This window comes from Acetobacter cibinongensis, from assembly GCF_000963925.1.
Classification (GTDB): Bacteria; Pseudomonadota; Alphaproteobacteria; order Acetobacterales; family Acetobacteraceae; genus Acetobacter; species Acetobacter cibinongensis.
Genome location: NZ_BAMV01000024.1, coordinates 1 through 25,095, shown reverse-complemented (window position 1 = coordinate 25,095; position 25,095 = coordinate 1). Strand labels below are relative to the sequence as shown.

At 48.5% G+C, this 25,095-nt stretch carries 20 protein-coding genes and 2 pseudogenes; 11 read left to right on the top strand and 11 right to left on the bottom strand.

The features are described 5' to 3' along the window. Window positions 1-2: 2 nt before the first annotated feature. The 5 genes from Abci_RS12440 to Abci_RS12420 form a co-directional block, all read right to left on the bottom strand. Complete coding sequence (locus tag Abci_RS12440; RefSeq protein ID WP_048839503.1) at window positions 3-1,583, bottom strand: GMC family oxidoreductase; 1,581 nt, start codon at window positions 1,581-1,583, stop codon at window positions 3-5. 56 nt (window positions 1,584-1,639) lie between these two features. Next, entirely contained in the window at window positions 1,640-2,245 is a 606-nt protein-coding gene (locus Abci_RS12435; RefSeq protein ID WP_048839502.1) for a sugar dehydrogenase complex small subunit, read from the bottom strand. Window positions 2,246-2,453: 208 nt separating this feature from the next. Continuing rightward, window positions 2,454-3,653, bottom strand: coding sequence for an SMP-30/gluconolactonase/LRE family protein (locus tag Abci_RS12430; protein WP_244877679.1), 1,200 nt, complete (start codon window positions 3,651-3,653; stop codon window positions 2,454-2,456). Between the two features lie 56 nt (window positions 3,654-3,709). Continuing rightward, window positions 3,710-5,083: an MFS transporter gene (locus tag Abci_RS12425; protein WP_048839506.1), complete on the bottom strand. Its 1,374-nt coding sequence runs from the start codon at window positions 5,081-5,083 to the stop codon at window positions 3,710-3,712. A 157-nt stretch (window positions 5,084-5,240) separates the two neighbouring features. Continuing rightward, entirely contained in the window at window positions 5,241-6,158 is a 918-nt protein-coding gene (locus Abci_RS12420; RefSeq protein WP_048839501.1) for a LysR family transcriptional regulator, read from the bottom strand. 131 nt (window positions 6,159-6,289) lie between these two features. Here Abci_RS12420 and araD point away from each other — a divergent pair, with 131 nt between their 5' ends. From araD to Abci_RS12390, 6 genes are all read left to right on the top strand, one after another. Beyond that, a complete protein-coding gene (araD, locus tag Abci_RS12415; RefSeq protein ID WP_048839500.1) occupies window positions 6,290-8,068 on the top strand; it encodes an L-arabinonate dehydratase in 1,779 nt (592 codons plus the stop codon). A 38-nt stretch (window positions 8,069-8,106) separates the two neighbouring features. Beyond that, complete coding sequence (locus tag Abci_RS12410) at window positions 8,107-8,943, top strand: HpcH/HpaI aldolase family protein (protein WP_048839499.1); 837 nt, start codon at window positions 8,107-8,109, stop codon at window positions 8,941-8,943. A gap of 342 nt (window positions 8,944-9,285) precedes the next feature. Further along, window positions 9,286-10,155 carry a DoxX family protein gene (locus tag Abci_RS12405; protein WP_048839498.1) on the top strand — a complete coding sequence of 290 codons (870 nt, stop codon included), beginning with the start codon at window positions 9,286-9,288 and terminating at the stop codon, window positions 10,153-10,155. A gap of 288 nt (window positions 10,156-10,443) precedes the next feature. Beyond that, window positions 10,444-10,917, top strand: coding sequence for a GlcG/HbpS family heme-binding protein (locus Abci_RS12400; RefSeq protein ID WP_048839497.1), 474 nt, complete (start codon window positions 10,444-10,446; stop codon window positions 10,915-10,917). 70 nt (window positions 10,918-10,987) lie between these two features. Further along, entirely contained in the window at window positions 10,988-11,473 is a 486-nt protein-coding gene (locus Abci_RS12395; RefSeq protein WP_048839496.1) for a GlcG/HbpS family heme-binding protein, read from the top strand. A gap of 47 nt (window positions 11,474-11,520) precedes the next feature. Beyond that, window positions 11,521-11,925, top strand: coding sequence for a tautomerase family protein (locus Abci_RS12390; protein WP_048839495.1), 405 nt, complete (start codon window positions 11,521-11,523; stop codon window positions 11,923-11,925). 185 nt (window positions 11,926-12,110) lie between these two features. Here Abci_RS12390 and Abci_RS12385 read toward each other — a convergent pair whose 3' ends face one another. Then, complete coding sequence (locus tag Abci_RS12385) at window positions 12,111-13,295, bottom strand: 4-hydroxybenzoate 3-monooxygenase (RefSeq protein ID WP_048839494.1); 1,185 nt, start codon at window positions 13,293-13,295, stop codon at window positions 12,111-12,113. A 46-nt stretch (window positions 13,296-13,341) separates the two neighbouring features. Next, entirely contained in the window at window positions 13,342-14,013 is a 672-nt protein-coding gene (locus Abci_RS12380) for an O-methyltransferase (protein WP_048839493.1), read from the bottom strand. Between the two features lie 42 nt (window positions 14,014-14,055). Here Abci_RS12380 and Abci_RS12375 point away from each other — a divergent pair, with 42 nt between their 5' ends. Then, a complete protein-coding gene (locus Abci_RS12375; protein ID WP_306302105.1) occupies window positions 14,056-14,736 on the top strand; it encodes a TetR/AcrR family transcriptional regulator in 681 nt (226 codons plus the stop codon). A 77-nt stretch (window positions 14,737-14,813) separates the two neighbouring features. Here Abci_RS12375 and Abci_RS12370 read toward each other — a convergent pair whose 3' ends face one another. The 3 genes and pseudogenes from Abci_RS12370 to Abci_RS12360 form a co-directional block, all read right to left on the bottom strand. Continuing rightward, window positions 14,814-16,217, bottom strand: a complete 1,404-nt coding sequence (locus Abci_RS12370; protein WP_048839491.1) for an efflux transporter outer membrane subunit — start codon at window positions 16,215-16,217, stop codon at window positions 14,814-14,816. Between the two features lie 3 nt (window positions 16,218-16,220). Further along, a pseudogene (locus Abci_RS12365) lies at window positions 16,221-17,681 on the bottom strand (DHA2 family efflux MFS transporter permease subunit). Window positions 17,682-17,770: 89 nt separating this feature from the next. Further along, the gene (locus Abci_RS12360) at window positions 17,771-18,940 is read right to left on the bottom strand and encodes an HlyD family secretion protein (RefSeq protein ID WP_048839490.1); all 1,170 of its coding nucleotides are present in this window, start codon (window positions 18,938-18,940) and stop codon (window positions 17,771-17,773) included. 91 nt (window positions 18,941-19,031) lie between these two features. Between Abci_RS12360 and Abci_RS12355 the strand changes: the two genes are divergently transcribed. Then, the gene (locus Abci_RS12355) at window positions 19,032-19,490 is read left to right on the top strand and encodes a MarR family winged helix-turn-helix transcriptional regulator (protein WP_048839489.1); all 459 of its coding nucleotides are present in this window, start codon (window positions 19,032-19,034) and stop codon (window positions 19,488-19,490) included. A gap of 186 nt (window positions 19,491-19,676) precedes the next feature. Here the strand turns inward: Abci_RS12355 and Abci_RS12350 are convergent, their stop codons facing one another. Then, a complete protein-coding gene (locus Abci_RS12350) occupies window positions 19,677-22,019 on the bottom strand; it encodes a TonB-dependent siderophore receptor (protein WP_244877678.1) in 2,343 nt (780 codons plus the stop codon). Window positions 22,020-23,458: 1,439 nt separating this feature from the next. Between Abci_RS12350 and Abci_RS12345 the strand changes: the two genes are divergently transcribed. The 3 genes and pseudogenes from Abci_RS12345 to Abci_RS12335 all read left to right on the top strand — a co-directional run. Beyond that, window positions 23,459-23,692, top strand: a complete 234-nt coding sequence (locus Abci_RS12345) for a hypothetical protein (protein ID WP_048839488.1) — start codon at window positions 23,459-23,461, stop codon at window positions 23,690-23,692. A gap of 241 nt (window positions 23,693-23,933) precedes the next feature. Continuing rightward, window positions 23,934-24,287 (top strand): tyrosine-type recombinase/integrase, encoded by a 354-nt coding sequence (locus tag Abci_RS14315; protein ID WP_306302104.1) that lies wholly within the window; start codon window positions 23,934-23,936, stop codon window positions 24,285-24,287. A 56-nt stretch (window positions 24,288-24,343) separates the two neighbouring features. Then, a pseudogene (locus tag Abci_RS12335) lies at window positions 24,344-25,095 on the top strand (IS5 family transposase); the annotation flags it as partial.

Below are 25,095 nucleotides of genomic sequence, written 5' to 3'. Positions count from 1 at the left end.
TTTTAAATGGTTACATTTTCGGGGGGCACGTCACTGACCCCAGTTAATGTTGGGTTCACCGTTGCCGCTGCCGGAATTACACCTGTTGTCGCAAGAAAGAGATTGTGATGATCAAAGGTTCTGCAATCGCTGTTGACGACAGAATCTTTAGAATTTTCACCCATAATGACCGACCCCATGACATGGTCACGGTTCTGAAGGCCGTTGTCGCGACGAATATAGGTTCCGCCCATAGTCTGGACCATTTTGTCGTAATCAGACAGAACATGAGGGGCGGCATCGTGAATATAATTACTTACGTTATAATTGACGGTAAGTGTTGGCAGGCCAAGCCCGTCACGGCGTGTCGTATGGGGACGAACCGTATTGGCAGGATTGGGTAATTCTTCAAGATAAGTTACGACTTCGACCCATCGCGCCGCATCATGACGGATACGTCTATCAAGTTCTTTACCAAATATGCCTTGAGAAATAAGGTTTTCTGCCACGGAATAGTTTGGCACCCATGTAGACGATTGGTGACGGAATGCCGAATGGTGCATTCTATGGGGGCCATCCCGAAAATTGGCAAATCCCCCCTGCTGCTGTGCACCGCGCCCAGGCCATAGGGGTTCGTCAGCCAAGTAAAACATGCCCATACCCGTATGGTCCATAAGGTTACGACCTACTTGGTCAGACGAATTGGCGACATCTGACATCAGCAGTAGTTTGGGTGTTTCAAAGGCATGAGCAGCCACAATAAAATAACGGGCTGTAATACGATGGTCGGACCCATCGGGTTTACGGTAGTGTACTGCTACAATTTTGTTACCTTCGCCTTTTTCCAGTTTATATGCAGTGGATTCCGTCAGAAGTTTGGCTCCGGCGTTAACAGCATGATCAACATGGAAAATACCACTATACATGGCGCCAATTGGGCATACAGGCATACAGTTATTATTGCCGCAACACTGTGGTCTGCCATCATAAGGCGCAGTAACGCGCGCATTAGGTTCGTGAACAAAATTAAAACCTGCTGCTTCTAACCGTTTGCGTGTGCGCTGCGTAAAATACATGGTTCCTTCAGGCTGAAGAGGATAGGGCTTCGATCTCGGCGGGAAAGGTTTGTCCCCTCCAGCGCCGCTTTGATCGCTCTCATTATCTCCCACCACACCAAGTGCTTCCTCGGCACGGCAATACCATGGTTCCAAATCATCGTATGAGATAGGCCAGTCTCGTCCTCTTCCGTAAACTGAAGCCATTTTCATATCATTTGGAAGAAAACGCCAACATGCAGAAACCCAGTGCCATGTTGTTCCACCGACAACCTTGACCATTCCGGGCCGGTAATCGAACGAGCCGGTATTCTCCAGATACGAATGATCCATGGAGGTCCCGGCCCAACGGGCATTGGGAAATGGATCGTTAAAGTTATTTTTCCGTGGTGAATTTCGAAAATTTTCTAGAATTTTCCAGCGTGGAATATGGCTTCCTGCTTCCAGAATAATGACGGATTTTCCAAGTCGTGCTAGCTCATAAGCAGCATTGGCACCGATTGCACCAGATCCGATAACGACCACATCAGCATCATATGTTTCAGCCATTTTTTATCCTGTTTATTTATTATTATGGCACTATCGCCTCTTAGTTCAGGCGTTTTTTAATCGGTCGCAATAGTCAAGGGTGGATTAACCCAGTAGTTCAAGCCTGCGCGTGCGTAACTAGGCACGATTGTTGCATCAAGGGTTGGCTGGTACATCAAGGCCTGTGAAAAGGCGATGTAATGGGCATTATCGTGTATATCATGTGAGTCTGGTATACCAGAATGACCAAGATACCATGCTTTGGTTATTGCTTTTGCCGTGTCGAGCAAAGCCTGATCCCTATAGGATTCACTTTTCATAAAGTCTTCTGAGTTCTTAATATTTGAAGACTCAAGAGCATGATTCAGGGCAGCCAATTTCTCCGGAAAATGGCTATCTGTGGCAACCAATGCGGTATAGGCCCGTTGAGCTATTGTTGAATTCAGATTGTTTTTATCTGTCAGGATGGCAGAGACACGGCCAAAAGCTACGGGAGGCAGTTTAGGGCCGGCCTGTAAAAGTATATCATCCGCTCTGGCAAGAGAACCCGTTCCGCGTATAACAGATACAGTCACTCCAGCAATAAGCGCTGACCTGAGAAAGGTTCGGCGGTCCAAAATTTCAGTATAGGTTTTAGACAGGAACGTGGAACTTTTTTGTGTGGGATTGGTGTTGCAGGACATTATTCTAAGCCCTTTGATACTCAGTGAGTTTCTATAGTTCTATTTATAGTTGTGGCGCGTAAAGATGCATGTCCGTCAGGCTACGGCTAGGTATGTAGCTAACTACTAAGAGGTCCATTTTTGTCACCTGTTTACTTATGATCTGTATATTTTTATTTCTATAAAAAATAACAGATTATTTAACGTAGTGTTGTTAACATGTTGGGTTTTAAAGACTTGTGCTCGCATTGCCTAAACGGTGGCCATGTAGAGTTTCCGGTAGTGGGAAAGATAGGCTTATGAAGGGAGGCTTTAAGGCGTTTACGCCCGCGTTGTTAGTAGGTAGGCGTTCTGTCTGCGGAATCGGCACCAACATCTGACGATCGGCCGTAATAAACAGCGCGTCACCGTCCACGAGACGTGGGTCTTCAAACAGAACGAGCTTCTTTTTGTCTGGTGTGAGCACCATAATACGGCCGCGTTCTGCATCGGCAAAATAGAAATTGTCCAGCGTATCGATAGCAGTTCCCATCATGGTGGGCATATCTGTTACCGTTTCAATTTTTTCTGCGCGTTGTGCGTCCGTCAGGGTGTCGTCTAGCAGAACTTTAGTGGGCACACGCCGTAGCGGGCCGATGGGGGTGGAAAAATAGAGCCATTTTCTGTCAGTCGTAATTTCCAGCATATCCGAGTGTACAAGAGGTCTTTTTCCATTTTTATCTCGGAATATATGTCCATCACGCCCTATCATTGGTTTGGCGTAAGTTGCCCGCAACAGAGGATGCTCGGAGAGCCGCCGGACTGTGTGTCCGCTGCGCATATTATGGATTATAATTCCGCCAAGTCCGGAATCTGTCACTAACATTAGATCCCCTGCAATGCGCAGGTCGTTCATAGTGGCTCCGGGAGGAAGGATATCTTCTCCCCACTGTAGAGTCTGCATCACTTTGCCACTTTGCGGATCAAACTGAACTAGCTTCTGACCGCCGGGGACTGCGGTGTTTGTGGCGGGGTCTATGCCCTGATCGACAACCCACAACGTATCATCACTGAAAATATGCAGACCGTTGACCATCAGAAACGCCGTAGAGGGGTCTATGCTAGGTGTCCACTGGTTCCATGTGCCACCGGGGAAAGGGTGCAGCGCGCCATCAGAAGATACACGGAAAATGCCTGGCGTATTATCCATGGTTTCCCAGCGGGGTGAGCCGAGAAAGAGGGTGCCATTTCGTGTTGCGGCAATAGCGTTACACAGGAAACGCGGAGAAGATGCGACAACGGTTGCTGGAAGATGGGGGGGCTGGTCAGCGCCCAGTGCACGTGAAATGCCTGTTGCACTAAAGGCCCCTACTGCCACACCGCCCGCAAGACGCTTGAGCGCCGAACGCCGGGAGAGATCATAATTCAACAGTGGATGAGCAGTGAACATCTTAGTCTCTTTGTTTTTATTATTTCAGAAGGTTTTAGTAAGACAGTGTTATTCTGTTATGTGGGAAGAGAGAGTCGTCGTATTTTCCCCACGACAAAGAGATAGAGTGCAATTGCCACAACGCAGTGTGCAGCTACGAAAATAATTGCTCCATCATAAGATTTTGTGAGTGCAACAATATAGCCAATCACTATGGGCGTGACGATGCCAGCAATATTCCCGATCCCGTTGAAGATGCCAGCAGCAAGGCCTGGTGTTTCTTTCGGTGCGATATCGGAAATAACAGCCCAACCAATAGCCGCAACGCCCTTTCCGAAGAAGGCAAAGGACATCACGGCAACAATCAGCCACCCTGATTGTATGAAGTTGCAAAGACAAATGGAGGATGCCGCCGCCATCCCCAGCACATAGGGTGTCTTGCGGGCCACATTTTCAGACCGCCCTGCGCGCAGCAGCTTGTCCGAGAGAGCCCCGCCAAAGATTGCGCCAACAAGGCCGCATAAGGCCGGAATGCTGGCGGCGAACCCTGTTGCCGTCAGTGAAAACCCACGTGACTGGTGCAAATAAAGTGGAAACCATGTCAGGAAGAAATATAGCAGCGCTGTAATGCAGTACTGGCCACCATACACACCTAGCAGCGTTCTATTGCTCAGCATAAACCGAAGCTGTTTTCTGGTGAGTGGCTGTTTTACCTGCAAGGCACGGTCATCAATATCGACCAATGCCCCGCCTTCACGCAGATAGGCAAGTTCCGCCGCGTTAACACCAGGATGCCGAGCAGGCGGTTGCATTTTGGTCAACCATACAATAGCCAGCACCATACCCAGCGCGCCCATCAGGCTGAAAATGTATTTCCAGCCATATGTCTGCGTAATCCAGCCCATTAACGGTGCAAAAAAGGCGACTGCCACATACTGTGCAGAATTGAAAATAGACGTGGCCAAGCCACGTTCTGATGTGGGAAACCAGCTTGATACAATACGGCTGTTGGCGGGGAACGTTGGAGCTTCTACAAGCCCAAGAGCGGCCCAAAGCAAGAACAGCGTAGGGAAAACAAACGCATGGGGCACATGGGAAATGCCCGCAATGGCGAGAGTACAGGCAGACCAGGCAAAGAGGCTGACACCATAGACACGAATTGATCCGAAACGGTCCAGTAACCAGCCGCCAGGAACCTGATTAAGCACGTAAGCCCATCCAAAGGCAGAAAAGATATAGCCCATGGAAATGGGAGTGAGGCCAAGATCCTGAGAGATGCTGGTGCCTGCTATGCCCAGTGTGGCGCGATCTCCGTAGTTGATGGCGGTGATCGTAAATAGAAACGCAAGAACACTGTAGCGTACGGCACTGCGCTGCCCAACCCGTACTGTGTCGGACGTTCCTGTGCCATGTGTGACGGTGGAACCTGTTGGCTCTCTTGTTCTGGTCACCCTGTTTTCTCCTTTGTGCGTGTTGTGCTGGGACTTCACGCGATCTTTCAGATAACAGGCAACCATGCTTCTTCTTACGTCAAAATTAAACTTCGCATGGATCAATGCAGAATGAGTATTGGTGTCGGGAAATAGGGAGAAGCCGCTGTTGGTGCTGTTACAATAGGGATGCGGGAGCGAGTGCGGTCTCTTTCGTAATCTGGCTGACAACCGCCAGCACACTGCCAAGCAGAGGGCTGTTGTCCTGTGATCGATGCGCCATATAAAGCTCGGCCAGAATGTCATCGCCAAAGGCTAGGGGACGGCAGATAACATTTCCGATATCGAGCCGTGATGCAGATTCGGGAATGAGGGCCACGCCCACACCACTTCTGACAAGCGAGAGAAGGGCATGGATTTGTGTGAGGTGATGAATCAGTCGTGGTTGAATGTTTGCGCTGACAAGAAGGCGTTGCACAAGGTCGTGAAAATAACCCCCTCCTAGCACGGAATACATAATGAGATCCTGCCCTTCCAGATCCATGGCGGTAAGGACGTCTTGGTGTGCAAGAGGATGATGGCATGGCAAAGCTGCTACAATACGTTCAAACCGAACGGGCTGAAATGTGACGCCTGTTGCAGCAAAAGGCGGTCGGACAAACGCCAGATCAAGTCGATTTGATGTGAGTGCGGCAATTTGATCCCGCGTGATCATTTCCTCAAGAATGAGCTCAATATCTGGATACTTAGCTTGAAGGGCGGAAATTAGCCGTGGCAGGAAGTCATAGCTGCTGGAGGGCGTGAACCCGATGGCAATTTGCCCCAGCGCGCCACGACCCGCGCGTCGTGCGGCTAAGACAGCATCTTCAGCTCCCCTGAGAAGGCGTCTGGCTTCCGGCAGGAAGACTATTCCGGCTTGAGTAAGGCGGACGTGGCGGCTGGTACGTTCGAGCAGTGCGAGACCAAGCGTATGCTCCAGAAGTTGAATCTGCCGGCTAAGAGGTGGTTGCGTCATGTTCAGGCGTAATGCCGCCCGCCCAAAATGAAGCTCTTCTGCAACGGCCACAAAACAACGAATCTGGGTAAGCTGTAGCATTGATATCAATCCTATCTTGATCAATGCAGTATCTAAGTTGGACACTCTTTCTCTGTCACGTCCTAACTGGCCTCACAAACACTGGCCCTCTCTTTTTTCCATAAGAGGGTTCAGGCAAGGAGAGCGCACGTATGACGAAAGACGCCGGAGCTCAGCCCGATACGGCTGCCGATGCTCCCCAAACGCAAAGACTGCGGAGTGAAAGATGGTTTGGTCCGGCTGATTTACGTAGTTTTGGACACCGTTCACGTGCCATGCAAATGGGGTACGATCAGGAAGACTGGGCTGGTAAACCTGTCATTGCCATCCTTAACACATGGTCAGACATTAACCCCTGTCACATGCATTTCCGGCAGCGTTCTGAAGATGTGAAGAGAGGCATCTTGGAGGCGGGTGGTTTCCCGCTTGAACTGCCAGCAATTTCTCTTTCTGAAAATTTTATGAAGCCCACCACCATGCTGTATCGCAACATGCTGGCGATGGAGGCAGAGGAGCTACTACGGGCTTATCCGGTCGATGGTGCAGTGCTGATGGGAGGATGTGACAAAACAACTCCCGGCCTTATATTAGGCGCCACCAGCATGGAAATTCCCTCAATCTACGTGCCAGCAGGACCAATGTTGCGGGGAAACTGGCATGGGAAAACACTTGGTTCAGGTGCAGACTCATGGAAATACTGGGACGAGTTGCGAGCGGGTAAAATTACCCCGGAAGACTGGGCTGGGGTTGAAGTCGGAATTGCCCGGAGTGCTGGGACCTGTATGACAATGGGCACAGCGAGTACAATGACGGCTATTGCTGAAGCAATTGGTCTCTCGTTACCCGGTGCCAGTTCGATTCCAGCCGTTGACTCCAATCACATTCGAATGGCTAAAAGTTCTGGTCGACGCATCGTTGAAATGGTTCGTGAAGATCTCAAACCCTCAAAAATCCAGACAAAAGAGGCTTTTTTGAACGCAATAGCCGTTGCTATGGCTATGGGGTGTTCAACAAATGCTATTATCCATGTGATTGCCATGGCGCGGCGCGCAGCAGTTGATATCGGGCTAGATGATTTCGATAGGGCCAGCCGTGTTGTGCCAGTTATCGCCAACGTACGGCCCACAGGCCAGACCTATTTAATGGAAGATTTCTATTACGCAGGTGGTATAGCCGCGTTAATGAACCGGATTTCAGGTTTTTTGACACTGTCCTGTCTGACGGTAACGGGCAAAACTGTTGGTGAAAACATTGAAAAAGCTGAGGTTTACAACGATGATGTGATCCGCCCTCTCGATAAACCAATGTTTACGGGGAAAGACGGAGGTGCTCTTACCGTCCTAAGAGGCAACCTTGCGCCAGACGGTTGCGTGATGAAACCTGCATGCTGTGATCCGAAATTCCATAAACATAGTGGGCCAGCTCTAGTTTTTGATGATTATCCCAGCATGAAGAAAGCGATTGAGGACGAAAATCTTGATGTCACGCCTGATCATGTTCTTGTGTTACGCAATGCGGGCCCGCTAGGGGGACCTGGCATGCCCGAATGGGGAATGCTTCCCATCCCCAAAAAGCTGGTTAAGCAAGGTGTAAGGGACATGCTACGCCTTTCCGATGCCCGAATGAGCGGAACAAGTTACGGTGCATGTGTGCTGCATGTGGCACCAGAGAGTTATGTGGGTGGTCCACTCGCACTTTTGAAAACGGGCGATTTGATATCAATTGATGTCGAGAAACGGTCGATATCCATGGAAGTTCCAGACGAGGAGTTGGAGCGGCGTCGCGCAGCTTGGGTTGCCCCCAAGCCTCGTTATGAGCGGGGCTATGGCTGGATGGCAGCCCACCACATGCGGCAGGCCAATGAAGGATGTGATTTCGATTTTCTTCAGACAGATTTTGGTAGTCCTGTTTCAGAACCCGTTATTTATTGAGCTTCTTGCATAAGACAGGAACAGGCAAGGAAACAAACATGCCGAAAAATCCAATAAGAAAGATTTGGTCAGAGGGTGCTGGCGTTATCAACGGCTGGCTTTCCATCGGAAACCCTTTCTCGGCTGAAATCATGGCATCCTGCGGATATGATTCCATAACAGTAGACATGCAGCATGGTGCCATTGGTTACGAAAGTATGCTAGTGATGTTGCAGGCCATACGGGCATCTGGTGTAGCCCCGATGGTTCGTGTTCCTTGGCTTGAGCCCGGCGCTATCATGAAAGTACTTGATGGTGGTGCGTGGGGGGTAATTTGTCCGATGGTGAATAGCCGGGCAGATGCGGAGCGACTGGTCTCTTACGTTCGTTATCCTCCACACGGCAATAGAAGTTTCGGTCCTACGCGGGCCAATTTCGCGATTGGAGCAGACTACGCGACTGTTGCTGATGATGAGGTGCTGTGTTTCGCGATGATAGAAACAGCCCAGGCTATGAGCAATCTAGAAGAGATTGTTCGCACTCCAGGTCTTGACGGTGTTTATGTAGGTCCAGCAGATCTTACGCTTGGGCTCACAGGAAGACGGTACCGCACCGGTTTTGATCGCGAAGAGCCGGAGATGCTTCACGCTATTCAGCATATCAAAACTGTAGCGCACGCAGCGGGTATTCGCATGGGGTTGCATAATGGTTCGGCAGACTACGCGGCCAAAGCGCTCACATGGGGATGTGATCTTGTCACCGTGTCGAACGATGTCCGACTTCTTACGCAGGCTGCACAGCAAAGCGTTGCTGATGTACGTCGACTTATTTCGTCAGACCTATCTTTTGTCGAGGAAGAGTTATCAGGTGGATGTAAATCCAGAGCGTCATATTGACGTATGTTAATCACAAACCGTTCGCATCTATACCGTACAGTGCGATATGTCGGGAGAAGGATTTAGAAAATGATGCCTATTGGAAACACATTAAGATACAGTTTCTTTCACTATTTTTATTTTTTAACTTTCTAATAGACTACACTTATTACTAATCGTGTTGCGAATTCCACTCAAAATCTCTGGATGTAGATCAAGGATAAAGAGGTAAATAAGATGTTCAGTTGCAAAAAGACAACAACAAAAAATGACATGCAACCCGAAATATCTTTAATTTTATATGGAAATAAAATATCACAAAACTGAGTGATTTTTCTCTGAATCATAAAAAGAAGAAAAATAATGATAAACACACGAAATAATCTTGTTTCGTCGCTTTCGGCAGTAAAACCCCGCTATATACCACTCTGGCCTTTATGGCTTGCTTTAGCTGTCGCTACCGGAGCGATGGTTTATTCATCTTTCATTCTGCCTACCATCCCAGACTTTGCTCGCTTATCTACAATAGGATTAGATAGTCTCTCCTTATTCATTGCAATTTTTGTAATGCCTAAGAATTTTTCTGTAGGATTTTTGCTATCGCTTCTACCCTTTGTCATTAGCTGGCGTGTTGCGGCGATTCATGATTCCTTTTTTGGTATGGCTAGCTCTACAGTCGTGTTCATATTGTATATCCTTCTCTATATTGACTGCGTAACTGCCGATTCTATACATGTTCGTTATGCAGGACAAAGTGCCCGGTTACAATGGCAGGTGGCGACAGTTCGTATCTATTTTGGCTTTAATATGGTGGGGCATTTCGCAGAAAAAATATTCGCAGGAAGCGATTCTTTTGCTCATATGTCTCAGGTTTTTGTAGGTTTTGGTCTTTCTTCCGGGGGGCTTGCAGTCATTGTTGCGGGCTTATGTGAGCTTGCTATAGCGATAGGTATTGGCATGGGCTTTTTGACCAGATTGGCTGGCGTTGGCGCAGCGCTCTACTATTTAATAGCCAATCATTATGGTCGCCATTTTGAAGACGGTTTCACCTGGAACAATGCGCCCGTAGGTGGATGGGAATATCCGATGCTGATGATTGTGTTTTTTGCTTCATTTGCTATTGCTGGTGCAGGAAGGTTCTCAATTGATGAATGGCTTATCGAACGTAATCGACTGCCTCGAGCCTTACGACGTTTTTGTGTTTCCACGCCGAGTGAAACATCGGAAAGTTGAGCGCACTTATGCGGATATGGGATTCAAGTATAATTTCAAAATTCATTCGATAGAATATACTGGAATTAATAAAATTACATAAAAAGAAGTAATAAAAATAAAAATTATGTTATTTTTGAAATAAATAATAGTATCGTGTAAATTATTACTTTAAAGTTTCTCTTGGTGTGATGTGGTTGCATCACACTATTAAGGCGTGGCGTTTATACTTCTGCAATCTTGGTGGAGGGGAGGTGTAAACGTCACTTCTGAGTTAATAACAATATCAGTAATAAGGTGCCCGTCACGATGAAAAAGATACTTATCGCTTTCGCATCGACCATCATATGCGCTTCAAGCGCATATGCAGAGTCTGCGTCCACTGCGCCACAGCTAAACATCACAACAGAAGCTGCACTTAATATGGCGAATTATGCGATCGGATTGGCGGAAAAACGCCATCTCAAAGTATGTGTAGCTATTGAAGACACAGACGGGAATCTGGTTGCATTTATTAGAATGCAGGGCGCATACGCAGGCTGCGTTGATGCATCAATTGCAAAGGCTACATCTGCGGCCCGTTTTGGTCGAAATACTATCGAGTTTTTTGAGGCCGTTCGCACCCAGAGTCTGCCGATCGGGTTTGTGCCTGGTATTTTGCCCGCAGCAGGGGGAGCCGTTTTCAAACAGGGCGATGCAATAGTTGGAAGTATCGGAACAAGTGGTGACACAAATGAAGCCGAGCAGGCACTTGTTATAGATACAGCAAAACATTTTCGTTAATAACTATCGGCTTCACGCACGGAAACATTTTGGTGAAACGTCTTCGATATAGTTCCAGGTGAAACATCATATGAAACACAAGTTTTTAGGCGCTTTGGCGGTTCTCTTCTGCTTTACGGCGGCGAGTGCGGCAAAAGCTGACGAGGATAGAGTGCTGAAACGTGTCCTGCTTAGCAGCGCCGGGGCAAAAAGTTTATTAAATACAGCTGAATCTGATGCCAGAAAACATGGCATGAAGGTAAGCATAGCAGTTGTCGATGCATCTGGGAGGTTGTTGGCGTTTATACGAATGGACGATGCTCAGACGGGAACTGATGATACTGCTATTAAAAAAGCAAAAACAGCAGCACTCTATAGTTCTCGCGGAAAAGTTCTAGCTGAACGAGTGAGCCAAAATCAGGCATTTCTTATGACTTTGCCTGGCGTTGCTGCTGTACCAGGTTCTGCACCAGTTATTGTTGATCAGCATGTTATTGGTGCTGTTGGTGTGAGTGGCTCTACAGATGATCTGGATGATACCGTCGCGACAGACGCAGCAAATAAATTCCAGATTTAAAAAATATAATACTAGGTTTAGTAGTAACTCAATAAAAGGAAAACAACATGCCTCTTCTACATTTTCACATTTTCCAGGGTCGTAATGAAGATGAGATTCGAAAAATACTCGATGTTTCGCACGAAGCTATGTTTGAGGTGTTTAAGGTCCCCTATCGTGACCGTTATCAGTTAGTGTCCGAATATAAGCCATCTCACATGATTATGGAGGATACAGGTTTAGGTATTGAGAGAAGCGAAAAATTTATATTGCTTCAGGTTTTTACTCGTCCGAGAGGAGCCGAAGCGACAACAAAATTTTATAAGACATTAGCTGATATGTTGAAGACAGAATGCGGTATTGAGGGATCAGATCTCATGATATCTGTCGTGGAGAATGACGATCCACACTGGTCTTTTGGTCATGGACGTGCACAGTTTCTGACGGGTGAGTTAGGCGTTAAGAAAAGGTGACTGAGAACTGATTTTAGAAGGTAAATATGCTCTTTGGAGTGTGTCAGCCAAAGTTCTCCGGATCGATGCTATTTTTCATCACGTTCCATGAACAGTAATATGCTGCCACACTTCTAAAGATAGAGTTATAGGTTTCCCTTAGTCGGAGTTGTGAGTTAGACTAACAGTCTACAAAAGTTTTACTATCAGACCTTACCCGCCATAAAATCACTAAAGAGTCGATTGGTGGTGGAAGGCTTAAGGAGGCGGTTCAATCTACTACGTGCTGCTTCGCGGCGGAAGGGGCCAACGATTGAGGCATCTCCTGCATCGTGCAGCATTTCAGTTACCCAGATTGCATAATCCTGATAATTCCAGACCCGCTCTAGACAGGTATCAGAATAGGCAGCAAGACCTGCAGCATTTCCGTCCTGCACAAAATCACGCACAGCACAGACAAAGGTTTCTGCATCGCTGATTGCCAGATTCATGCCGCGTGCACTGGTTGGGGGAACAAGATGGGCAGCATCCCCGCAAAGAAAAAGCTTTCCGTAGCACATAGGCGCATACACAACGCTGTACAGTGGCATGATGCTTTTGTTCACGATGTCTTTCTCGGTGATCTCAATTTCACCACAGCGCGCTTTAATTTCGGCAGCAACCCGCGCATCAGACCAATCTTCTACCGTATCTGTCTCAGCACATTGCAGGTAAAAGCGGCTGACATCCCGCCCACGTGGAAATTGCGCGGCAAAACCACGATCACCCACGCTCATCAGCGGATAACGCCCTGTCGGTACATCCGTCAGAACCACCACCCAGGACACGCCATAACGGTGTTCAGCCTTACTCAGAACACCCTGCGGAATTGAAGCCCGACTAACCCCATGATCACCGTCACACCCGGCAATAAAATCACAGCTAATTTCGTGTGCGACCCCCTGGCTATCGCGATACCGGACCACAGGTTTTTTGTCATCAAGAGCATGCAACGTGACATCAGATGCTTCAAAACGCAGGTCACCACCATCTTCTGTGTAAGCCGCCATGAGGTTGCGGACGAGCACCTGTTGCGGACATAATCTGCCCGGTGCCTTGTCATCCATCTGTTCACGCAGCAGATGCGGCGTACCATCAATCCGTAACGTAACAATCCCTTCATAGGGCCAACCGCCGACCACGCGCTCAGCAAGTCCCCATTTTTCGAACATCCGCACGGCGCGCGCTTCGATATTGCCGGCCCGCTGACGCTGCAAAACATACTCCTGAGTGCGCCGCTCAAGGACGATACAATCTATGCCGCAACGCTTAAGCAGAGTGCCGGCTGTCAGACCAGCCACTCCAGCCCCAACAATAACAATCGTCGTTTTTTCCTGCACTTTACACGTCATGATACGTTTTCCATTTCCCGGAGTTGATTCTACATTTTGCAACGGATCAGGGGAGCTTCATGCTCAGTTCAAGACCAGGCAGACACGGAAGGGACGTGTACCCATTGGCCTGAGACCGTACGTGCGCCAGATACTCAGGACACCATTCAGCATTATCCGCGACAATCAATGCACCTGGCCGTAACCGGCTTTCCACAAGTCCAAAAATATCAAGATAAAGTCCTTTGGCGCCATCCAGAACCAGCAGATCCACCTCGTCTGGCAAACCGGTGGCAAGGGTCTGAAGGGCATCACCTTCCCGAATTTCGACAAGGTCAGACAACCCCACCTGTTCCAGATTGCCCCGCGCTATCGCGGCTTTAGAGGGAAGATACTCAGCAGAAATAATCCGCCCTCCGCCGATATCACGCACCGCTGCGGCAAGATGGAGGGTAGACACGCCAAAAGAAGTGCCAAATTCCACAATTTCACGCGCCCACGATGTCACGACCAGCATATATAGCAGCCGTCCAGCATCCGCCGAAACGGGTAACGGATCATTTTCAAGGCTCTGATAAACCTCTTTGTAATCCGCCTTACTCATCATAAGCCGCGCGAACTCCTGCTTGGACAGTTCTTCACTCCGCTCTCGTAGGCTTTGGGCCGACCGGTCAGCCTGTTCGTATAGGGTGTTGAGCAGTGCAGCGAAGGGTGCGCTATAAAGGATCGGTTCCGGCATCTCTCTTTTCCTGATTGGCTTTCTGGTCCCGACCAGAATAATATGATGAAACATTCATGTTTTCTAATCGCGTTTGAAAGCAGGACCATGCCAGACGAAAAAAATACCGTTCTTTCAAAGCGTAGGCGACCAAAACAGGCACGCTCGACTCAGTTGGTCGAGGACATCCTGACAGCTGCTGCTCACGTTTTAAGAGAACAAGGTGCACACCGTTTTACAACTGCACGCGTAGCAGAAAGAGCCGGTGTGAGTATTGGATCAGTTTACCAGTATTTTCCCAACAAGCACGCCCTGCTCTTCCGTCTGCAATCCGACGAATGGATGCAAACATCCACAGTGCTCCGCTCTATTCTGCAAGACCCGACACAACCGCCTCTGGACCGGCTACGCACAGCGATCCAGACATTTGTGCGCTCAGAAAAAGCGGAAACTGATTTACGCAAGGCTTTGTGTCAGGCCGCGCCACTCTATGAAGACACAGCAGAAGCTCGGCAACTCCTTGCCGATGGTCATGCCATGGTCGGCAGCTTCGTGGAAGAAATGCTCCCCAACACACCATCCGAAAAACACCGCTTAGCTGTAGGAATTCTGGCGATTTTTTTTGAAAAGATCGCTGAGAGTATCTGCGATAGAGCTGATACCGAAGATGTTAATCTGTATTCCGAAGCCATGGCCGACATGATCTGCGGTTACTTTTCCAAACTTCATTCTGAAATTTCATGATATGTTATGAAAATATTCCATTTAAACCGAAAAAGAAAATCATAATCCAAACTGTATCTCATCTGCCAACACTCAGTTCATTTTTCTTCTGACGCTCCGACGCCCATGGCTTTGTGGATAGCAATATAATCAATTGTCAAAGCCGCTACCGCCTGTGACAGTGATTGTCTCGTCGCGATATCGTGTCGTTCAGTGTCCAGAAGATCAATCAGTGTTGCCGTGCCCCTCTGGTACCGCTGGCGGGTCAGATCAACAGCAACAGCCGCATCATTCCGAGACCGCGCAAGCATTGCAACGCGAATACGATCATTCTTAAATCTTGAAAGAGCATCATCAGTTTCCTGCAATGCTATTAAAACAGTTTTTTGATACCGGGCCAGCGCCTCATCCCGCATCCCTTTAGCGGATTGCACACGCGCTGCATTACGCCCGAAATCCAGGAAGTCCCAACTTATCTGTGGCGCAAGAAATGCGGTAAAATCGTCAAATCGGGTCAGGTCAGAAGATTTCAGGCCGCCTGTACCAATCAGACCAGAAAATTTCACTTTGGGAAACCGCGCCGCCTGTGCCTGACCAACTTTTGCCGTCTCTGCCGCCAGATGACGTTCAGCCTGCCGAACATCAGGACGGCGTTTCAACATGGCTGCCGGGTCATCCAGGGCAAGCCGAAGAGGAGACAACGGTATTGGGGTCGGCCGCCCTAATTCAGCATCAAGTGCACCAGGCCTGATACCCAGCAAGATTGCCATTTTATCCAGAGACGCATCCCTTTCAGCGATCAACGCCTGAGATTCTGCCTTGGTTTGTTGCGTCTGTTCATCAAGACGCGAGACATCTGCGGCGGACGCCGTGCCTCGCTGAAAGCGCTGGCGGGTGAGAGCAACCGCCTGCTCCAGAGAGGCGATGGACTGCCTGTAAAGTATCACCCGCTGCTGCTGATCGCGTAACGTGGTATAGGTTCGCGCCACCTCGGCAGCAAGCGTGACATACACATCGTCCAGTCCGGCTTCCGCACTTTGCCGGTTCGCCTTCGCTGCCTCAAGAGCGCGTCTTTTCTCTCCCAAAATATCGATTTCCCAACTGGCATCAAACCCCTGAAAATAAGCTTCTACATTGCTGACCGGCCCACCATTTCCCCCCGAGGGAAAACGCGCACGTGCATAAGAAGTATTCGAGGACAGATCAGGGAAAAAATTAGCACTCTGCAAACGTGTTTCCGCATGCCCCTGCCGGATGCGTGCGATGGCAATCGCCACATCAGGATTGGCGTTTCTGGCGCGCCGGACAAGATCATCGAGTTGAGGATCTCCCAGAGTTTTCCACCACGCGACCATAGTTGGGTGAGAGACTACCTGCTGGCTATCAAGTCGGGAAAACTGATTTTCCCCGCCCGGCATGAGAGGAGGCCCTTTGTAATCCGGACCGACGGAACAGGCTGCGAGGAGAAACACTGCGGGCAGGAAAAAGGACACACTGCGCATGACTTATTCTCTTATGGGAGTGTCGGCGGTTTGCAGCGGCTGCAAAATAAGAACCAGGGGTGTCACAAGCATGATCGTAACGGTAAGGAGCCAGAACAGGTCAGCATACGTCATCGTCATGGCCTGAATCCGGATGATATTCTCCAGCATGCTCAAAGCCGCATTGGGCTCGGTGAGGAAACCGCCCTGTGCCCCCAGCCATGATTGCACCAAGGGTGAGTTGGCACTGAGTGTTTCCTCAATCCGGCGGCTGTGCAACCACTCCCGCCGGTCCTGCAGAATGGCGATGGCTGCAAGCGCCAATGACCCGCCAAGATTTCTGGCAGCATTATACACCCCTGCCGCATCTGCCGCGTGCTCGCGCGTGACAGAACGGATAGCGGCCTGATTAAGAAACAGTCCGGTAAAAGTCGTGCCAATCCCACGCAAAATCTGCGACAACCCAAAAGCGCTGCCTGCCGAAAGAGGGCTGATATCTGTTTCCAGAAAAGCGCTGCCAGCAAGCAACAGCATACCGGCTCCCACAGCGACCCGGATATCCAGTATTCTGATCATCAGCGGTGTAATCGGCATCATCAGGATGATCGGCACACCTGACAACATGACGATAACCCCGGACTGAAGCGCGTTATAACTGGCAACACCTGCCAGAAATTGCGGAATGGCATAGGCCGTGCCATAGCTGACCATGGACACGACCATCGACATGATAATGACGCTTCCAAATTGCCGCCGCAGCAGGAGCCGAAGCCTGATAACAGGTCTGGCCGCATAGATCTGTCCGGCAAACAACAGAACAAACCCTATAAAGGATACACAGGCAAGTTCGCGGATCAGCACTGATTCAAACCATAATTCCCGCTCGCCTTCTTCCAGCACAATCGTCAGACCACCAAGGCCGAGCGCCAGCCCGGCAATTCCTAGCCAGTCTGCCTGTGTGATCAGATCAAGCCGATGCTGTTCATGTGACATGGTGGTGAGAAGAAGGACGACCAGAACAAAACTGAGCGGTAAATTGACAAAAAAGATATAGTGCTAGGACATCGTTTCTGTCAGCCAGCCCCCGAGAAGCGGGCCCAATACCGGCCCGATCAGAGCCGTTGCGCCAAAACAGGCATTGCCAACGGCCTGCTGTGCCAGCGGCAGCCGGGTTGCGATAATGGTCATGGCCGTCGGGATAAGGGCACCCCCGGTCATGCCCTGCCCCAAACGTCCCACTATCATCATGCCCAGACTGGTAGACAGACCGCAGACAATGGAAAAAACCATAAAAAGACAGGTGACACCCAGCAGAAGAGTACGCAGTCCCAGCAACCGCGTAAGCCATGCGGACAGCGGGATAATAATAATTTCTGCCACCAGATAGGCTGTACCAATCCAAGTGCCCTCGGTGCCACTGGCGCCGATTTCACCCTGAACCACTGGCAATGCGGAGTTCACAATGGAAATATCCAGCGTTGCCATCAACGCCCCCAACGTGCCCGCGACAACAGCCAGCCAGTCCGACAGGCTGGCCCGGTCACGGGCGACAACTTGTGTGGGTCTTGAGAGGGTCATAGTGTCCCGACTCCGGTTGGGGTCGTTACACCCTCCTGCGGATGTGCGACAGTTTTTTTCGTATCTACTTCCACCTCAACCGATAATCCGGCGACCAGTTGTCCCTGTAGTTCTGGTGGAACCGAAAACCCGATCCTCACCGGGACACGCTGCACAACCTTTGTAAAATTTCCTGTCGCATTTTGTGGAGGAAGCAGAGAAAACAGCGAACCAGTTGCGGGTGACAGGCTCTCCACCCGTCCATGTAACATGATATCCGGGCGTGCATCCAGACTGACCGACACCGGTTGTCCAACCTGCATACGGCGAACCTGCGTTTCCTTGAAATTGGCGGTGATGTAGAGTCTGTCCAAGGGCACAATGGAAAGCAGGCGTGTTCCAGGCTGAACATACTGACCCAGACAGACACTCCTGTCCCCTACTCTGCCCGCAATACCCGCGCGAACAATTGCAGCATGAACGCTCACACTTTCAGCATCCAGTTCCGCCTGCGCCCCGTGCTCCTGCGCCAGTGCCTGCTCCACCTGTGTTTGCAAGGTCGCTATGTGGCGCTGACTCTGAACCCAGGTGGCACGCGCGGCTTTTGCATCGGCTTCATATTTTGCCGCTTTTGTCCGAAGAGATGTCAGTTTTTCCTGAGTTTCCGCGCCTGTTTTGGCTAGCGGTTGATAACGCGTGACCTCTTCACGGGCGGCTCGGGCATCACTTTCAGCCGCCATAAACTGTGCATGAGATTGTTCAATGGCTGCCTCCTGCTCATCAATGGAAGCCCGCGCACTGGCAGCCTGCGTTCTGGCAACCTCAATACGGGCCTGCGCCTGACGGGCTTTTGCCTGATAGGCCTGCACATCTATATGGACAAGCGGCTGGCCGGCTTTTACATCTTCGTTGTCATGCACATAGACCTGATCGACATACCCTGAAATTCTGGGCGAGGCTGTGACAATATCAGCCTCTATGTAGGCATTATTCGTACTCTCCAGATATTTCCCGTGGAACTGATGCCAGAGTAACCATGCGATCATAGCTATTATGACGCTTGCACCAACAATCAGCAGTAGAGTTTTAGCTTTGGAAGACAATTTCTTCCCATCGCCTGCAGCAGGCGTTGAGGCCTGCTTGTCAACCACTACGGATTCATCGCTACTCTGTTGGTCATCTACCATTGAAAGCTTCCGGTTTTTTGAGTCCGCAGGATATGAACTATGTTATGCGCATCGATTGAATCAACATAATATGATATGGTAGTGACATTATATGAAAAAAACAACACATGCCGCCCTTCAGGATGCATTGCGTGGATTTTATACGAATTCCCAGCGTATCATGGAGAAACTCTGTGAAACACGCGGAGTCTCGTTTACAAAAATCCGTCTCATGATGTTCATTGAAACCCGAGGATGGACCCGGTCCGCCGACATGATCGGGGCTTTCAGCCTTGCTCCCCGCACAGTCACAGAAGCCATAGATGCGTTGGAAAAAGATGGGTTGGCACACCGTACGCCAGACCCTGAAGACCGCAGGGTCAAGCGCGTCTCTCTCACGCCCGTCGGAAAAACCATCCTCGCCGAGTTCGCGCCCATTCGTGATAGTTTTGCCGCTGATCTCTTCAATATTCTCACCGAAGAAGAAGAGAAAGCCTTGATTGCTCTTATACAGCGCCTAAACGCTCGCCTAAGTGATATTGATAATAACGAATTCGATAAAAGAAGATAATTTTTTGTGACTCCTAATACCTTTTACAAAGCGCAATCCAATATATACTTACAATAGTAAATATAGGATAGATATCCCAATCCGCACTATTCCTGAATATTTCATTAGCACAGAATTGCAGGAAAGATTTCCTTTCCTGCTGCCAATAACGTTAATTTTTCTCTTGGCTCAACTTGTATCAAAAATTCAATAATGACCACGCAAGGTAAAACTAAACGTACGGGGTTCACCGTAGATCATACCATCATAAAATCCAGCCTGCCGCACATAGCTACGGTCAGTAAGATTAGTGATATTGCCCGCAACATCAAGCCAGTTTGCAACTCTGTAACGTGCCATGAGATTGATCAACGTATACCCTCTGACGCGAAGGTTTGAGGCATCATACCGACCATTACCAAGGGGGCGTCCCGGATTGGTAGACCATTCTGTATTGGACTGACTGGATATACCGCCACCAATCGTAAGATGGTGTAATTTGCCAGGGAATGTATAACTTGTTGTCAAACGCACCAGATGATGCGGATCCTGACGATAGTTCAGACCTTTTTCGTAAAGATAACTATATCCGAAAAAGACATTCCAGCCTGGTAGCAGTTCACCTGAAGCGTCAAAATCGATCCCTTCTGTCTTTACGCCGTTAATTGACTCATAAATTGCTTCACCCGTGTTGGCATTTGTAGACCCGGTTGCCTGTGCTACATTACTTTGACGGTTTAGATAAAAAGCTAGGGATGTATTCAGACGCTGTTTGAAGAACGCTCCTTTTAAACCGGTTTCATAACTTTTCCCCAGAACTGGGTTTAGTGGTTTATTGTTAGCATCTCTGAGGTTGGACTGAGGTGTAAAGATATTCGTATAGCTTCCATAAATAGACATAGTTTTAGTAAAATCATAAACCATACCAGCATAGGGCGTCAGAACTGCATTCTGCTGACCTGTGCTGGAAGAGCCTGAATATTGGTTCGCTTTATTGTAAGTGCCTGTATAAGCCTGATAACTGCTCATACGACCACCAAGAATAAGAGATAACCCTTTGGCCAACACAAAATGTCCGGAAGCATATGCCCCGTAATTTCGTGTTACATCGACCTCACGAGCACGGGTGCGATGGGTCACAAAATTAGGGTATGAGCCGTCCCACGTTTGCCAATTTTCGATAGGCAGTCCTATAGCACGATATTGGCATCCTGAGTACGGTGTAACACCCGCAATAGAACAGTTCCCTAAAGCCTTGCTAAAGGTATATTGCGTGGTTTCGTCATTATAGCCGTTAAAACCGAAAACAAGCTGATGCTCATTCCCCAGAAAATGAACAGGGCCAGACACATGAACGTCTGCATTATCGCGCCCGTCTTGATACTCAGCATGAAGCGCATTCAGATAACCGCCTGTACCATCCTGATTCCAGAAGCCGCCATACTTACCCCTGGATGCATTATTAATTTTTGCAACCCCCAGGTTATTATAAGAACTTCCCTGGGTGCGCATATAGCCAGCTTTCAGATGCCAGCCACCTGAAAAGTTATGATCATAGTTAATAAACGCTGTATACTGATCGCGGGTTGCCTGGCTCCAGTCGGCTACAGGGTTTGTTCGCCTAGGCAGATTTGCCTTTGTTCCATCGGCATACCAGATCGGAACGTTCGTTCCCCACGATGCGCCATCATTTTGGGTTCTCTCATACTGGAAACCAAAATTTAACGTATCACGCTCAGAGAGATCTGCCGTAAAGTTCGCAAGCGCACCAATACGGTTAACGTGTTCATGTACACGAAAAGTATCCGTATCATCCCATGAGAAAATATACCGGCTGCGAATTGTACCGGAATGATTAAGTGGTGCATTCAGGTCAGCCATAACACGGTGCTCGTTCCAGCCCCCAAGCCTTAGCAGGCCATTCGCTGAAAATTCGCGCTGTGGTGCCTTGCGCTGCATATAAATTGTTGCTGAAGGATCCCCCGTTCCGCCTAGCAGACCATTCGCGCCCCGGACAATTTGCACGTTGTCGTACAGATCCATGTTCATGGATGACCCCACCCCACCAAAACTGGTTGAGGCATCAATCTGCATACCATCAATCTTGTAGTTGGTAATATCAAAGCCACGCGCACGATACGTTGTGCGCCCTGCATTATCATTGGCATAAGACGTTACACCAGGGGTGGTGTTCAGAACATCATCAAGAGTATTGATCTGCTGGTCGTCCATCACCTGCCGGGTTAGAACGGTAACGGTCTGGGGTGTTTCCCGTAGACTTAACGGCAGACCGGTGGATGCGCTGGTTTCCGGTGCTGTATAACTACCACGGTCCCATCTGTGGGCCTTAACCAGAATGTTTTCGTCTGCCCGAGATGCAACATTAACTATGGTTTTATTATTGTGACCCACCGTCACTGATGAGGTTTTACGGTCCTGTGCCGCCTTTCTCACCACCTCGTTAGACGTAATATTTTTATTCTTATCATGTGTCACATTGTTGGCCTGCGCAGGAAATATCTCTACTAAAGAGAAGAATGTCGATGCCAACAAGCAGGTCATTTGGAAAGATATTACGGGACGGGGTATCACATCAGGATCCTACCAAAGCGCGAAATGCGATTAATTATTATAATCACCGCCTCTAGCAGGTTTACGAATTTGTCAAAAGTGACAAAAAATTACTAATTGTTCATTTTTACGTTGAACAGGCTTTCGATAGTTTACGTGTTTGAATTTAAAAAATTATCATCTTATACTTGTTGTTTTTTTGATTTTTATAAAAGAAATACTTAATTTTTCTCTAATATAATTGATAAAATACTTCGTAGTGGAAGCTTTTTGGCTATTATGAGTTTTGAATATGTGGATATTCCACATTTTCAAAACAAGGAACATATAAATGGCAATACATATTTCCTCATATCACCCTGAGCAGTAACAGTTTAATTTTTTTCATCCGCATACTCGAACAGGCTACTACTTTGATCATCAAGAGGCTGACGAAGGCTAGCGTACACGTCCTTCGGATCGCCGCTGTAAACAGTTTGGACATATCACTGTTTCAGTTCAGGACTCGTTCATCCATTGAGTTGAACTGAACTAGGCTGTTACCTATCATGAAGAATGCAACTTACCGACAAATACCATATTAGGGCAATCGTAAGAGAGTATACGGGATTTAGCGCTATAAAAATTTTTATGTGTCAGTGACTTGTGTCTTTTTGACTTAGATAACTTTCTTGTCAAGTTTCATTTTACTTGAATGTTTCATGTCTTGAACCAAATACCAGAAATGGACTTTTAGCCATTTAGTTTGGAACGCATAGTATCTCTCAGAAACTGATACCTTTTACGTGTTTCATAAATACGTATAAAATAGCTCTAAACAGCCATTAAAACGCCTTTGACGGGCTGTTAAACGACCTTATAGCAAGGCTCTTTTCTGCCATATTCTCCTATCGTTGGCGTTCAGCAACTGACAAGAAACTCAAATAAATCGAGGAATCGTGAGAAATCAGGCAAATTTCTATCTATCATGGTGTTGTTTTTATTATATAAAAAATGTTTGATGAAACAGCTTGGATGTAACTTACAAGAAATTTACAGGGCAAGTAACGGAGTGAAAGTTCCGGAACGAGTTACCTGGAAAAAGATAATATATAGATCAAAACAACAAGCTGTTCGTTTTGATCAAAATGCAGAGGTCTTCCGCTTGATCTCGGTATCAAGTGGACAAGGTTGCCCGTCTGATCTTTGAACGGACAAAGGTGCCAAATTAGGCACCTTTCACCGATGCAAAAATCCTTTTAACGACGGAAGTCCGGCTTGCCTACTGTTGGTTTCGGCGTAGAAACTCTTCCAGGTTGTTAAATGCCGCTTGCAACGGCCCATTACTCGCTCCCGTGTTTTTTGTGTCTACGTCGCAAGCGCATGTCAGCGCACAATTATCGCCGAGAGAGGATGACATAAGTTTAGGACGAAAGCCTATGATCACTATTTTTTCTAATCGCGGGAATATAATTTTCCCCCTTTCTGCAAAAGCTTCTAACGTTACAAACTCTGATAATCCGGGGTTAGAAAACGACTCTCTCGTAGAAGAGTGCCACTCACTGAAGAAGCTGGCACGGATCCAAAAAGAAATTACCTTTCTTCAGCAAAGCCACGATTACCTTGCTGCCATACAAAGACAACTGGAAGCCTCGAACTGGCGTCTCAAATAGACGCCGTCGTAAGTAAGCGTCAAAGAGAAAGATATGCTGCGAAGAGAGCGAACAGGCTAGCCGCCATGATTGTCAACATTCGTAGCAGTCAGACACTCCCCCAGTAGGCCGGAAACCTCCTGCATGAACAGCAGTCTCTCATCCAACATGGGCTGGTATCATCATTATCGATATGTTCACTGGTATGCCATTAGGTGAAATCTGCAACCTTAAACGTTAAGATATTACCGTCATTGAGTATGTGCCTTGTTTCCATGTGCATTTTCACTCCGAAAATAGATGGTCACCAACGGGCACCGCAGGCACTCGCATCATTTGTAGACCTGCTCTTTCGAATACAGGTATACGAGGAAATAGTTTTGCGTGGGCTTTCTCAAAATATAAAAAACGTTTTGGTATCGCGGAAAATGTGACATTTCACTCTTTGCGCCATACCGTCAGCACGAAGCTCAAAAAACAAGAAGCGCTCATTCGGGAAATCTACATCGATACAGTTCTGGGACATGAAGCATTCCGTACAGCACTGGCCGAAGATGGCCTGACCATGCGCGAAGGGGACCGGACAGATAAACTGCTACGGCTCAGGACCTATTAATTTATTGAATTGAGCTGTGTGTTGTAATTCACAGGCTTACCGATGGAGGTGAGGCTGTGAGTGACGTGTTTTTGCCATCTGAGAGCCAGATAAGACGGATTGAGCCATTTTTCCCTCTGGTACACGGAGTGCCCCGCGTGGATGACTGTCGTGTTCTGAGCGGGATCGTTTACGTGATCCGCAACTGGCTGCAATGGAAAGACGCCCAGAAAGCGTATGGGCCGCACAAGACTTTATACAATCGCTTTATCCGCTGAAGCCGCCTGGGTGTCTTTGACCGGATTTTCACTACCCTGGCTGAGCAATCAGGAAGGTCGAAGCGTTTGATGATTGACTCCACACACCTCAAAGCACACCGGACAGCGGCCTCTCTGCTCAAAAAGGGGCTTTTCCCGCCATATCGGACGGACAAAAGGCGACCTGAACTCAAAACTTCATGCCGTGTGCCATGGCCAGGACCGGCCTGTCAGGCTGCATCTGACCGCAGGTCAGGTCAGTGATTTCAAAGGCGCAGACTTACTTCTGGCAGATCTCCCCGACGAGACAAAAGAAGTCATCGGGGACAGAGGCTATGACAGCAACCGGATCAGATTAACGCTTGCAGAACGGAATATAATTCCCTGTATTCCTCCGAAGAAGAACCGTAAATCAAAGCCGCCTTACAACTGGCATCTGTATAAAAATCACCACCTCATCGAAAACATGTTCGCAAAGCTCAAAGACTGGCGGCTGGTGGCAACACGATATGACCGCTGCGCACACACTTTTATGTCCGCTATCCACATCGCAGCAAGCTTCATCTTCTACC